The 12,827-nt window shown below is 63.1% G+C and carries 13 protein-coding genes; 10 read left to right on the top strand and 3 right to left on the bottom strand.

The genetic code is table 11. The features are described from left to right. Positions 1–151: 151 nt before the first annotated feature. Positions 152–1,537, top strand: coding sequence for an Nramp family divalent metal transporter (locus X566_RS21210; protein ID WP_051444403.1), 1,386 nt, complete (start codon positions 152–154; stop codon positions 1,535–1,537). Positions 1,538–1,610: 73 nt separating this feature from the next. On the opposite strand, the gene X566_RS21205 is transcribed toward X566_RS21210, so the two are convergent. From X566_RS21205 to hemB, 3 genes are all read right to left on the bottom strand, one after another. Beyond that, positions 1,611–2,384, bottom strand: a complete 774-nt coding sequence (locus tag X566_RS21205) for an arginyltransferase (RefSeq protein ID WP_034471319.1) — start codon at positions 2,382–2,384, stop codon at positions 1,611–1,613. A gap of 176 nt (positions 2,385–2,560) precedes the next feature. Then, positions 2,561–3,094, bottom strand: coding sequence for an RDD family protein (locus X566_RS21200; protein ID WP_034471317.1), 534 nt, complete (start codon positions 3,092–3,094; stop codon positions 2,561–2,563). 517 nt (positions 3,095–3,611) lie between these two features. Beyond that, complete coding sequence (gene hemB / locus X566_RS21195) at positions 3,612–4,679, bottom strand: porphobilinogen synthase (RefSeq protein ID WP_034471315.1); 1,068 nt, start codon at positions 4,677–4,679, stop codon at positions 3,612–3,614. Between the two features lie 223 nt (positions 4,680–4,902). Here hemB and X566_RS21190 point away from each other — a divergent pair, with 223 nt between their 5' ends. The 9 genes from X566_RS21190 (at position 4,903) to thiL (ending at position 12,630) form a co-directional block, all read left to right on the top strand. Then, on the top strand, positions 4,903–5,370 hold the full coding sequence (locus tag X566_RS21190) for a DUF6163 family protein (RefSeq protein WP_034471313.1): 468 nt from the start codon (positions 4,903–4,905) through the stop codon (positions 5,368–5,370). A gap of 360 nt (positions 5,371–5,730) precedes the next feature. Further along, the gene (gene ldtR / locus X566_RS21185; RefSeq protein WP_034471311.1) at positions 5,731–6,246 is read left to right on the top strand and encodes a transcriptional regulator LdtR; all 516 of its coding nucleotides are present in this window, start codon (positions 5,731–5,733) and stop codon (positions 6,244–6,246) included. Between the two features lie 407 nt (positions 6,247–6,653). Further along, a complete protein-coding gene (gene glyA, locus X566_RS21180; protein WP_034472665.1) occupies positions 6,654–7,961 on the top strand; it encodes a serine hydroxymethyltransferase in 1,308 nt (435 codons plus the stop codon). A gap of 133 nt (positions 7,962–8,094) precedes the next feature. Continuing rightward, positions 8,095–8,577: a transcriptional regulator NrdR gene (gene nrdR / locus X566_RS21175; protein ID WP_034471309.1), complete on the top strand. Its 483-nt coding sequence runs from the start codon at positions 8,095–8,097 to the stop codon at positions 8,575–8,577. 252 nt (positions 8,578–8,829) lie between these two features. Next, the gene (gene ribD / locus X566_RS21170; RefSeq protein WP_051444402.1) at positions 8,830–9,930 is read left to right on the top strand and encodes a bifunctional diaminohydroxyphosphoribosylaminopyrimidine deaminase/5-amino-6-(5-phosphoribosylamino)uracil reductase RibD; all 1,101 of its coding nucleotides are present in this window, start codon (positions 8,830–8,832) and stop codon (positions 9,928–9,930) included. Next, positions 9,930–10,538 carry a riboflavin synthase gene (locus X566_RS21165; RefSeq protein WP_034471305.1) on the top strand — a complete coding sequence of 203 codons (609 nt, stop codon included), beginning with the start codon at positions 9,930–9,932 and terminating at the stop codon, positions 10,536–10,538. The genes ribD and X566_RS21165 overlap by 1 nt, the downstream gene beginning before the upstream one ends. A 76-nt stretch (positions 10,539–10,614) precedes the next feature. After that, entirely contained in the window at positions 10,615–11,145 is a 531-nt protein-coding gene (ribH, locus tag X566_RS21160; protein ID WP_051444401.1) for a 6,7-dimethyl-8-ribityllumazine synthase, read from the top strand. Next, positions 11,135–11,620, top strand: coding sequence for a transcription antitermination factor NusB (gene nusB / locus X566_RS21155; protein WP_034471303.1), 486 nt, complete (start codon positions 11,135–11,137; stop codon positions 11,618–11,620). The genes ribH and nusB overlap by 11 nt, the downstream gene beginning before the upstream one ends. Before the next feature lie 8 nt (positions 11,621–11,628). Next, the gene (gene thiL, locus X566_RS21150; protein ID WP_051444400.1) at positions 11,629–12,630 is read left to right on the top strand and encodes a thiamine-phosphate kinase; all 1,002 of its coding nucleotides are present in this window, start codon (positions 11,629–11,631) and stop codon (positions 12,628–12,630) included. The last annotated feature ends 197 nt before the right edge of the window (positions 12,631–12,827 follow it).

The raw sequence follows: 12,827 nt of genomic DNA, 5'->3' as shown, positions 1-12,827 counted from the left end.
ACGGTATCATCAACGCCCTGGCGAAAGCTGGGGCGTTTTGCTGCGCGCCTTCGCGGACGCGGATGCTTTGGGCCGCGAGGTGTCGACCGCTGTTCTTAGATGCTTTTGCGAATGAGTTGCAACTAAATCGAAACTGTGCTCTTAACGGAGGATGGATATTTCCCAACCAGGTGCGCCGCCGGAGCCCGCCCGAACCATCGCGGCAGCGCAGCCGGCCGTCGGTGGCTGGCGTACGCCACGGGGCGAGCCATCGCTCTCGAACGTGTTCGCCTCGATCCGGACGGCCAATCAGGGATCACTGTGGCGGAAGCTGCTGGCCTTCCTGGGGCCGGGCTACCTGGTGGCCGTCGGCTATATGGACCCGGGCAACTGGGCGACCTCGCTCGCGGGCGGTTCCAAGTTCGGCTACACGCTGCTGACGGTGGCGCTCGTCTCCAACATCATGGCGATCGTGCTGCAGGCGCTGTGCGCCCGGCTTGGGGTGGGTTCGGGACGGGATCTGGCGCAGGCCTGCCGTGACGCGTTCCCGCGGGCCGTGTCGTGGCCGCTATGGCTGCTAGCTGAGATCGCAATCGCGGCAACCGACCTGGCGGAAATCATCGGCACCGCCATCGGTCTCAATCTATTGTTTGGCATCCCGCTCGAAATCGGCGTGGTGCTGACGGCACTCGACGTTTTCCTGATCCTCGCCCTGCAGGCGCTGGGCTTCCGCTGGATCGAAGCGTTCGTGGTGGCGCTCTTGATGGTGATCACCGCCTGCTTCGGCATCCAGATCGCGATGGCTGATCCGGATTGGGGGCAGGTGATCCGCGGGTTCGCACCGACCGTCAGCATCGTCTCCAATCCGGAAATGCTGTACATCGCGCTCGGCATCCTCGGCGCCACCGTGATGCCGCACAATCTGTATCTGCATTCAGGGCTGGTTCAGACGCGGCGCTATGGTGACAGCGTTCCGGAGCGCCGCGAAGCGATCAAGCTCGCGACCATCGATTCAACCATCGCACTGTGCTTTGCGCTCCTCATCAACGCGTCGATCCTGATCCTGGCGGCGGCGACCTTCCACAAGGCGGGCCGCACCGACATCGTCGAACTCGAACAGGTGCACGAGTTCTTGGCGCCGGTAATCGGCTCGAGCCTGGCGCCGACGTTATTCGGCATCGCGCTGCTCTGCTGCGGCTTGAACTCCACCGTCACTGCGACTCTTGCCGGGCAGATCGTGATGGAGGGCTTCATCAACATCCGCCTCGCGCCATGGCTGCGGCGGCTGGTGACGCGCATGGTTGCGATTGTGCCGGCGGCGGCCGTGACGATCTTCTATGGCGAGAGGGGCACGGCGCAGCTGTTGATCTTCAGCCAGGTGGTGCTCAGCCTGCAGTTGCCATTTGCGATCATCCCCCTGGTGATGTTCACCGCCAGCAAGGCCAAGATGGGCGAGTTCGTCGCGCCGCGTTGGCTGACCGTGATCGCGGCGCTGATCGCAGCGATCGTCGTGGCGCTGAACGTCAAGCTGCTGGTCGATTTCGTGATTGGCGCGTGATCCCGCGTGCGATCCAAATTTCGGATTGGATCATGCTCGAAGCAAAGCAGTATGGTCGGCTTCGTTTGAAGCCCTAATCCTGCGGCTCGCCCGCCGCTCCAACCTTGTCGACACGCAGCCAGCCGCTTGGCGCCAGGCGCTGCTGCGGCAGGAAGCGCGCCTTGTAGTCCATCTTCCGCGAACCATCGATCCAATAGCCGAGATAGACGTAAGGCAGCCCCATTCGGCGCGCGCGGGCGATATGATCGAGGATCAGGAACGTGCCGAGCGAGCGATGCTGCTCGCCGGGTTCGAAGAACGAATACACCATCGACAGGCCATCGCTCAGCACATCGGTCAGGGCGACGGCCAGCAATTCGTCGCCGCGGCCGGTTACGGCGGAATCGACGCCACGCTTGCGGTATTCGATGATCCGGGTCTCCACATGGCTGTCTTCAACCATCATGGCGTAGTCGAGCACGGTCATGTCCGCCATACCGCCATGCCGGTGGCGGGCATCGAGATAGGCGCGAAACACCGAGTACTGTTCCGAGGTCGGTGCTGCAGTGCGCAATTCGCCGATGAGATCGCTGTTGCGCGTGATGATCTTGCGAAAGTTGCGCGAGGGGCGGAACTCGTTGGCGATCACGCGGACCGATACGCAGGCGCGGCACTGGTCGCATGCCGGCCGATAGGCGATCGACTGGCTGCGGCGGAAGCCGCCATGCGTGAGAAGGTCGTTGAGGTCGGAGGCCTTTTCACCGACCAGATGCGTAAAGACTTTGCGCTCATTCCGGCCCGGAAGATAGGGGCAGGGCGAAGGCGCAGTCAGGTAGAACTGCGGTGTGTCGCGGGAATGGTGGGTCACCGGCCCTCATGAGTCTTGAAGCAGTGGTGTCAGCATCGCGCCCGCAAACGACGCCGTCAATGCGGTTCAGCGGCGGTAGGCCTTTCCGCAGGACGTCGCCCCGCTGCTCCCGGGTGTCCTGCAACGCAGCCTGCTGGCGCGAAATCCCTGGCGGCTCGTTGTGACGCCCGCTGGTCTCAGGTCGGGCGGTCCGGACGCGAATAGGGCAGTGCGGATACGTTGATGATCACGGTTCCCAGAACCATGTCGTGCAGCAACTGCTTGCGGCTGGAGATCAGGCCGACCAGCAGCACGAACGGGGTCAGGATCGAGACCGAGATCCAGTAGAGCACCGCGTGCGCTGCGCCCAGCACGAAATAACCCGGTTCGCCGTACCAGGTGCGAAGCTGCAAATCCATGATCCGCATGCCGACGGTCGCCGAATGCGGGCCGCCCAACGAGAAGCCATAGTACAGCAGGGCCCAGACGACGGAGAGCGGCGATACCAGCCAGAACAGCATCCATCCGAGGCCAAGCGTCACGATCCCGAACAGGGCGATGAAGATCACCCCGAGGATGATTGGGATCGACAGGATGACGAGGTCGATCAGAAACGCGAAAAATCGGCGGGTCAGCACGCCGCGAAACAGCTCCGGTTGGGTCGCCGGGTCGAAGGCATGCGGGCGGATGCCACCGTCGTTGCGCCAGGTGTTGCCGGAGGTCTGAGACATGACGTCCTCTGTTGAGCACGGTTTGATTGCTAACAATGCCGCGGGCTCATGCCCTGAGCGGGCAGGACATGGCTACGATCGCTTCCGCGCGCAAGAGCCTAGCCGACGTTTGGGAACCCAGCAGCACCGCGTTTCGATGAAATTAAATCCATGAATCGGGACACGAGGAAGGCTCGCTATCATGAAAAAAGGGCCTGGCTTTCCCGCCAGGCCCTTCAATCCGCCCCCAACATTCATCGGGGTGACCCCCATCACCGCCGATGAACGATCCGATGACATGCACAAGCGAAAAGGCCGTTGCGCCCGCTGGCATCGATCACGACGCCGAATGTCTGCGAAGAGCGTACCCATCAATCCACATGTGCCTAGTGCGAAACGGCAACACTGGCCGCGTATCTGACAGGCGGGGGAACTGGCGGCAGGCGCCGGCCGGCGGAACATGGCCTCGTCCACGGGGATCGCGTGTCCACTGCCGATCACCGTCCATGGACGTCCCGCGTTGCTGTTGCCGACTCGCTTATACCGGCTGAGCGCGCAGCCTCTCGGCGACATCTGGTGCGAAGTAGGTGAGAACGCCGTCCGCGCCTGCGCGCTTGAAGCTGGTGAGGCTTTCGAACATCGCCCGCTCGCCGTCGATCCAGCCATTGGCCGCCGCCGCCATAATCATCGCGTACTCGCCGGAGACCTGATACGCGAAGGTTGGAAGGCCGAACGTATCCTTCACGCGCTTGAGCACGTCGAGATAGGGCATGCCCGGCTTCACCATCACCATGTCGGCGCCCTCGGCGATGTCGAGTTCGACCTCACGTAGCGCCTCGTCGGTGTTCGCCGGATCCATCTGATAGGTCCGCTTGTCGCCGACCAGCGTCTTCGACGAGCCGACGGCATCGCGGAATGGGCCATAGAACGACGACGCATATTTCGCCGCATACGACATGATCTGCACGTCGGTCAGTTCGTCGTCGTCGAGGGCGGTGCGGATCGCGCCGATGCGCCCATCCATCATGTCGGAGGGCGCAATGATGTCACACCCGGCATGGGCCTGTAGCAACGACTGCTCGACCAGGAGCGCGACGGTCTCGTCGTTGAGGATGATGCCGTCGCGCACCAGGCCGTCGTGGCCGTGGCTCGTATAGGGATCGAGGGCTGCGTCGCACAGCACGCCGATGTCGGGGAATTCCTTCTTCACCGCGCGAATGGCGCGACACACAAGATTGTTATCGTTCAGTGCCTCGCTACCGGTTTCGTCACGCAAGGAGGGATCGGTATAGGGAAACAGCGCGATACATGGAATGCTCAAGCGCACCGCGCGCTCGGCTGCGCGCACCACCTGATCCACGGACAGGCGTTCGACGCCAGGCATCGACGGAATCGGCACACGCTTATTCTCGCCATCGACGATGAACAGCGGCCAGATCAGATCGTTCGTCGTCAGGACATGCTCGCGAACCATCCGGCGGGCCCATTCCGCCTTCCGGTTCCGCCGCATGCGGACCGGCAGATCGAGTGCGGTGGCTGCAGTGGCGGGCGTTGCGCGCGAAACGTCGTCGCGCATCTCGATCGGCCGCCCGAATTTGATTGCCATCGAAAATCTCCTGCGAAAGTGTCCGATGTATCACCCCGAGCGGGGCACGTCACGGGCAGGGAGCCTGGCGCGGTGCGAATTTCGGCCTTGCCGCCATCATGATTTGTCCCTACCGACGTGATGCATGGGGCGGCTTCGCGAATCCGCAAATGCGCGCCTCTGCATCTGACCGCGGCGCGCCAACCACGCGACGACGAACGGGCCGATCAGGACACGAGGAGCGATGACGGATCAGTCTGCCCAGGAACAGATTTCGCGGGAGATGCTGTCGGGATCAGTTGCACCGATCAACTCCCAGGCGGTGACATCCGAAGGCGGGAACTGGACCCGCCGGCTCGTTCTGTACCTGCGTGTGATGGCGGGTGTCGCCATGCTCAAGGGACTCTATCATTGGGGGCAGGTGACTGGCTTCATCGGCGGCGAGCAGGATGCCTTCCTTAACCAGCCGGTCGCCTGGCAAAGCGCCACCGTGTACTTCGCCGTTCTCGATCTCGTCGCCGCCGTGGGGCTCTGGCTCGCAACGCCGTGGGGCGCGGTGGTGTGGCTGACATCGATCGTGTCGATGGCGGTGATAGAGCTGATGTTTCCTCTGATCTATGGCGGCAACTTCGTCGTCGTTATCATCGAGCTCGTGCTGCTCGGCATGTATCTCGGCCTTGCGTGGATGGCCGCGATGGAGCGTCCGCCGTAAACGGCGGAATGCTGTCGTTCGTGTTTGCCGATATTTTTTCTAAAAGCGTCGAAGCCTTGGTTATCCATCTCTGAACGGCTCCGACCACAGGCCTTACCCGAATATTTCCAATTTGAAGGGCTCTGTTCTGGAATGCGACAGAGCATCAGACGAAGCGTGAACATCGCCCCCGTTTCGTCAACGGATGATTACAAGAAGCCCTTATTTTACGCGGGTAATCATCGATTCACTGTTTCAAATTCATTTTCTCTTTATGCTGTTGTTTAAGCGGATGTTCAAACGCCCGGCTTAAGTTGCCCCTATCAGACGGGACACAAGTTTCGTCGAATAAGTCGATAAAACGACAACAGGGGAAGTGTCATGATGAAAGCCGTAGCCACGGCGGCGGATGCCGCCGAGCGCGATCAGCGCAAGGCGCAGGTGCAGCCTCTCTATCTCGAAGCTTTGACGCTGGTCGAGCGGCTGCACCGCCGCCTGCTGGACGTGATCAAGGACGAGTTCGACCGGCGCGGTCGTTCCGACATCAATTCAGTGCAGGCGCTGTTGCTCTACAACATCGGCGATAAGGAGCTGACCGCAGGCGAGCTGCGTACGCGCGGCTACTATCTCGGCTCCAACGTCTCTTACAACTTGAAGAAGCTCGTCGAGATGGGTTTCCTCGATCACCAGCGTTCGCGCGTCGATCGTCGCTCGGTTCGCATCCGCCTGACTGCAAAGGGTCAGGAAGTGCGTCACATCGTCGAGGCGCTGTACGACAAGCACGTCAAGACGGTCGAGCAGGTCGGTGGCATCTCGAACGAGGAGTTCGCCACGCTGAACAAGTCGCTGCATCGCCTCGAGCGCTTCTGGACCGACCAGATCCTCTACCGTCTCTGAGCGGATCACCTCCCGAAATCCGGGCAGCAAGCCGGCGCAAGATCGGCGGCCTCACCAAGAATAAGAATTAAAACGACAACCTCCTGAAACCTCGCGCACCGGTCGCCTCCCGCGGCCGGTGCGTTTTTCATGTGGGTGCCAGGAACTGGCCAAAAAGGTCAGCGGAGCGGAGCACAAGTTGGCCGGGGAACGCGGTCTCCGCTGGAAAGCCGCAGCCGGGATGGTTAAATCCGCAGCAGAGCGGTGGAACGAGCCCACCCGTCAAGATATTGGATAAGTTGGGCGGCAGAGCACTAGGATTTGGCCGTTTTGGCCCAATATGCTAACGATCGCGCGCCGTCTCGAACGCCAACCCGTACCGCCCGCAGGTCGTGCAACCGGCCGCGGCGGTGGAGATATTTCCGACGATGACCTCCTACGCCAAGTCCGCCAACGCATCCGCGCAAAGCAGCTTCTTCTCGGCTTCGCTTGCCGAGGCAGATCCCGATATCGCCGAGGCGATCAAGAACGAGCTTGGCCGCCAGCAGCATGAAATCGAGCTGATTGCATCGGAAAATATCGTCAGCCGCGCCGTGCTTGAGGCGCAGGGCTCGATCATGACCAACAAGTATGCGGAGGGCTATCCGGGCGCCCGCTACTACGGCGGATGCGAATTCGTCGACATCGCCGAGACGCTGGCGATCGAGCGGGCCAAGAAGCTGTTCGGGGCCAATTTCGCGAACGTGCAGCCGAACTCGGGCAGCCAGATGAACCAGGCCGTGTTCCTGGCGCTGCTGCAGCCGGGCGACACCTTCATGGGTCTCGATCTCGCGGCCGGCGGTCACCTGACCCATGGCGCTCCGGTGAACGTGTCCGGCAAGTGGTTTAAGGCTCAGCATTACACGGTCAACAAGCAAACCCACACTATCGACATGGACGAGGTCGAGCGCCGCGTTCAGGAGGTGAAGCCGAAGCTGATCATCGCCGGTGGTTCGGCATACTCGCGCTTCTGGGACTTCAAGCGTTTCCGCGAGATTGCCGACAGCGTGGGTGCCTACTTCATGGTCGATATGGCGCACTTCGCCGGCCTCGTCGCAGGTGGTGTGCACCCCTCGCCAATCCCGCACGCGCACGTCACCACCACCACCACGCACAAGTCGCTGCGCGGCCCGCGCGGCGGCCTGATCCTTTGCAACGACGAAGCCATCGCCAAGAAGATCAACTCGGCCGTTTTCCCGGGACTGCAGGGCGGTCCGCTGATGCATGTGATTGCGGCAAAAGCCGTGGCATTTGCAGAGGCTTTGCGTCCCGATTTCAAGGTCTATGCCAAGAACGTCGTCGAGAACGCGAAGGCGCTTGCCGAGACGCTGCGGGCCAATGGCTTCGAGATCGTCTCCGGCGGAACCGACAACCATCTCATGCTGGTTGACCTGCGGCCGAAGGGGCTGAAGGGCAACGTGTCGGAGAAGGCGCTTGGCCGGGCGGGGCTCACGGTCAACAAGAACGGCATTCCGTTTGACACCGAGAAACCGATGGTCACCTCCGGCATCCGCGTCGGCACGCCGGCGGCCACCACGCGGGGCTTCGGCGTCGCCGAGTTCAAGCAGGTCGGCGAGATGATGGCCGAGGTGCTCAGCGCGGTGGCCCAATCGCAGGACGGCAAGGCGCCGCTGGTCGAAGCCGCGATCAAGCAGCGGGTGAAGGAGCTGACGGATCGCTTCCCGATCTACGGCTAAGAGTTTGGGTTTGCGGACTTATTTCCGTGCCGCAAATGTTTTCGTGGAGCATGATCCGCAAACGGGTTCCCCCTGTTCCGGATCATGCTCTAAGCTTATCTGATATCCGGGGAATCAATCGTCAAAGCACGTTATGCGCTGTCCGAATTGCTCAAGTCTCGACACCCAGGTTAAGGACTCGCGTCCGGCTGAGGATTCAGCCGTCATCCGGCGCCGTCGCGTTTGTGTGACGTGCAATTTCCGCTTCACGACGTTCGAGCGGGTTCAGCTCCGCGATCTGACGGTGATCAAGCGCAATGGCCGGCGGGTGCCGTTCGACCGCGACAAGCTGATGCGCTCGGTGCAGATTTCGCTGCGCAAGCGGCCGGTCGATCCTGAGCTGGTCGAGAAAATGGTGTCCTCGGTCGTGCGCGAGCTGGAGAGCGGCGGCGAATCGGAAATCTCCTCGGAGGCGATCGGCGAGATCGTGATGGAGCATTTGCGCCAGCTCGACGACGTCGCCTATGTGCGCTTCGCTTCGGTCTATCGCAATTTCCGCGAGGCGAACGACTTCAAGGCGGTACTTGGCGAGCTGTCGAGCGAGGACGAGGACGGGCCAATTCCGCTCCGCAAATAATCCCGGACGCCACTGGCTGGCCATATGGATTGGCGGTGGAAACCGCCGGAGATCTGTCGGTGAAACCATCAGAGCTGGTTGGCGGTCTTAGTGAACACGAAAGCCATAACGGCGTCGGGCCGCGATGCTTGATCCGGCGGCGCGATGCTTGATCCGGAATGGCTACTCCCCATTTTCATGCGGGACGTTGGCCGTTGCAGGCGCTAAGAGAACGTCTAATCCTTCCTTCGTAAACCTCTGTAAAGTCACGCTGTGTCTGAATCCGACGATCATCGTTTCATGCAACTGGCCCTGGCGCTGGGCCGGCGCGGTCTGGGCCGGACCTGGCCTAATCCGTCGGTTGGTTCGGTGGTCGTCAAGGACGGCGTGGTGCTGGGGCGGGCCTGGACCCACGACGGTGGCCGGCCGCATGCGGAAACCCAGGCGCTGGCGCAGGCCGGCGCGCAGGCGCGGGGGGCGACGCTTTACGTCACGCTGGAGCCATGCTCGCATTATGGGAAGACACCGCCTTGTGCGGACGCGATCGTTGCCGCCGGTGTTGCCCGGGTGGTCAGCGCCATCGAGGACCCGAATCCGGATGTGGGCGGGCGCGGCCACGAACGGATCCGCGCCGCCGGCGTTGCGCTGGATGTCGGGGTCTGCGCGGAGGAGGCGCGTCACGATCACGCCGGCCACATCCGCCGCATCACCGAGGGGCGGCCCTACGTCACCCTTAAGCTTGCCCTTTCGTCCGACGAGAAGATCGGCGCGGCTGGTCGGCGTCCGGTGGCGATCACCGGCGAAGAGGTGCGCAACCGCGTACACATGTTCCGCGCGCAGAGCGATGCGATTCTGATCGGCGTCGGCACGGCGCTCGCGGACGATCCGCAATTGAACTGCCGTCTGCCGGGGATGGAGCCGCGTTCGCCGGTCCGCGTCATCCTCGACCGTCATCTGCGGCTGCCGCGTGATGGCTATCTCGCGCGCACGGCCCGCAAGCATCCGCTGTGGATTTTCGCCGGCAGCGGCGGCGAGCCGTCGAACGCAACGGTGCTGGCGGCGGAGGGCGCCGAGATCATTCGTGTGGCTGAAACCGAGCAGGGCGTCGATCTGAACGCGGTGCTGCAGGAATTGGGCCGGCGCGGTATCTCGCGTTTGATGGTCGAAGGCGGAGCGCGGGTTGCGGCGTCGTTCGTTCAGCGCGATCTCGCGGACGAGATCTGGCTGTACCGGAGCCCGGTGACGATCGGAGCTGATGGGATCGCTCCGCTGGATCGCCTGCCGCTGGCGGCGGTGACGCAGTCGCCGCGCTACCGGGTTCGTGCTAGCGAGACGCTGGGACGTGACACACTGACAATCTACGAGCGGGCGTGATGTTTACTGGAATTGTGACCGACGTTGGCGAGATCGCCACTTTGAAGCAGGTGGCGCAGGGGCAGTTGCACCGGCTGCGCATCCTTTGCCGTTATGACCAGAGCACCATCGCTGATGGTGCCTCGATCGCCTGCAATGGCGTCTGCCTGACGGTGGTCGGCTCGGGAACGGAGGGCGACAGGACCTGGTTCGACGTGGACGCCGCGGCGGAAACGCTCGGCATGACCACGGCCAAGGGCTGGCGTGTCGGCACCCGCCTCAACCTCGAACGCGCGCTGAAGATCGGCGACGAGCTTGGCGGGCACATCGTCGCCGGCCACGCCGACGGCATCGCGACCGTGCTGTCGCGGGAGAATCTGCCGGACATGGCGCGCTTCACATTGCGGGCGCCACGCGAACTTGCCCGCTTCATCGCGCCGAAGGGCTCGATCACGCTGGATGGCGTATCGTTGACCGTCAATACCGTCGATGACGAGCGCTTCACGGTGCTGATCATTCCGCACACGCTTTCGGTAACCACGCTGGAATCCTGGGATGCCGGAACGGACATCAACATCGAGGTTGATCTGATGGCGCGCTATGCGGCGCGGCTGACGGAAATGAAGTGAGCATGGCGCTTGGATTTGGGCGTGCATCGGACTAAAACGCCTGCCAATCCCCTGTCGAACCGAAACAAGCGAGATCATGGCCGATCCACGCCGCGCACCTTTGAAAGACCCGACCGACATCTCCGGCTCGCATGCCCTGATCGTCGAGGCCCGTTTTTATGACGATATCCAGGATGCGCTGCTGGCAGGCGCGGTCGCGGAACTGAAGGCGGCGGGCGTCACCCACGATCTGATTACCGTTCCAGGAGCCCTGGAAATCCCGGCTGCCACGGCGATTGCCATCGATGCGGCCGACCGCGCAGGGCGGCCGTACGATGCCGTAGTGGCTCTTGGCTGCGTGATCCGTGGCGAAACGATCCATTTCGAGATCGTGTCGATGGAATCTTCCCGCGGGCTGATGGACCTGTCGATCGCCCGGAAATTGCCGCTCGGCAATGGCATCATCACAGTGAACACCGAGGAACAGGCTTGGGCGCGCGCGCGGGCCGACGACCTCAACAAGGGGGGCGATGCGGCGCGCGCCGCGGTGGCGATGATGCGGATCAAGCGCCGCCTGCAGCCGCGCCTCGACCAGATGATCAGGGACCGGCAGCGCGATGGCCGCTAACGACCCGCTGAAAAAGGCCAACCGTCGCGGCGCTGCGCGGCTGGCGGCAGTCCAGGCGCTTTATCAGATGGATATCGCCGGCGCCGGCTTGAACGACATCTTCGCCGAATTCGAGAGTCACTGGCTCGGCAACGAAGTGGAGGGGGACAAGTACCTGCCCGCCGAGGCTGCGTTCTTTCGCGATGTCGTCTCCGGCGTCGTGCGGGACCAGACTAAGCTCGATCCGCTGGTCGATGACGCGCTGGCGAAGGGATGGCCGCTGAAGCGGATCGATGCGATCATCCGCGCAGTGATGCGTGCCGGTGCCTACGAGCTCGAACATCGCAAGGATGTGCCGGCGCGGGTGGTGGTGACCGAGTACGTCGATGTCGCGAACGCCTTCGTTGATCGCGAGGAGACCGGCATGGTGAATGCGGTGCTTGATCAACTCGCGCGGCGTTTCCGGGCCGACGAATTCGCGCGGTCGGACGGCTAGGCCAGGTCATGGCGGCCGCGCAGAGCCCAGGTTCAGGCGGCGGGTCCGGCGAGGATGATCTGATTGCGCGCTATTTCAAGCCGCTCGCGGTCGATCCCGGCGCTTTCGGTCTGCTCGATGATGCGGCGATTCTGAAAGGCTCGACGCACGACCTTGTGGTGACCACCGACGCCATCGTCGAAGGCGTCCATTTCCTGCCTGACGATCCGCCGGACACGATTGCGCGCAAAGCGTTGCGCGTGAACCTTTCCGATTTGGCGGCAAAGGGAGCCGAGCCCGCGGGCTTCGTTCTGACGTTGGCGTTGCGGCGAGCCGACCATGCGTGGCTCGCGCCCTTCGCGCAGGCTTTGGGCGGGGATGCGGAGGCCTTCAACTGTCCCTTGCTGGGCGGTGATACGGTAGCGACTCCGGGGCCGCTCATGGTCTCGGTTACGGCCTTCGGCCGTGTGCCGCCGCAGGCCATGGTCCGCCGTTCCGGCGCGCGCGATGGCGATGCGATCGTTGTGACTGGCTGCATCGGCGACGCGACGTTAGGCCTCGCCGTGTTGCAGCAGCGCCTGTCAGGTCTTTCTGCCGCCGACGGTGAGGCGCTTGTCGCGCGCTATCGCGTGCCGCAACCGCGCGTCGGGATAGCGGCCGCCGTGCGCGACCATGCCAGCGCTGCCATGGACGTCTCGGACGGGCTTGCGGGTGATCTTGCGAAGCTCTGCCGCGCGTCGAACGTGTCGGCCGATGTCCGGCTCGCCGATGTTCCCCTGTCACAGGCTGCGAGGGCTGCGCTGGCAGCGAAAGCCATGACGCTGGAAGCGCTGGTGACCGGCGGAGACGACTACGAGGTGCTCTGCACCGTGCCGCCGCCACGGCTTGCCGCGTTCAGGCAAGCGGCCGAATCCGCAGGCCTTGCCGCCACAGCCATCGGCGTGATTCGTTCCGGCAGCGATCCGGTTCAATTCGTCGCCGCGGACGGCGCGGCGATCGCGCTGAATCGCGGTTCCTACAGCCACTTCTAAACGGGTGTCCGCAGGCGGATTTCGCCGTTTCACGCTGATCCTGCGCGGTTTCTACGCAGTCATGAGCCGACGCTCGGCCGGCCCATAGGGTCTCATCCGTACCGCGCATTGCGTCCCAACACCGATTTTGGCATGGTCCGCGCCGGTTTTGGGGGCATTTCACTGATTATGTCAGGGTTGGGCCTCCGCCTGTTTCC

It is taken from the genome of Afipia sp. P52-10, from assembly GCF_000516555.1.
Taxonomy (GTDB): Bacteria; Pseudomonadota; Alphaproteobacteria; order Rhizobiales; family Xanthobacteraceae; genus P52-10.
This window is presented reverse-complemented; position numbering and strand designations above follow the sequence as displayed.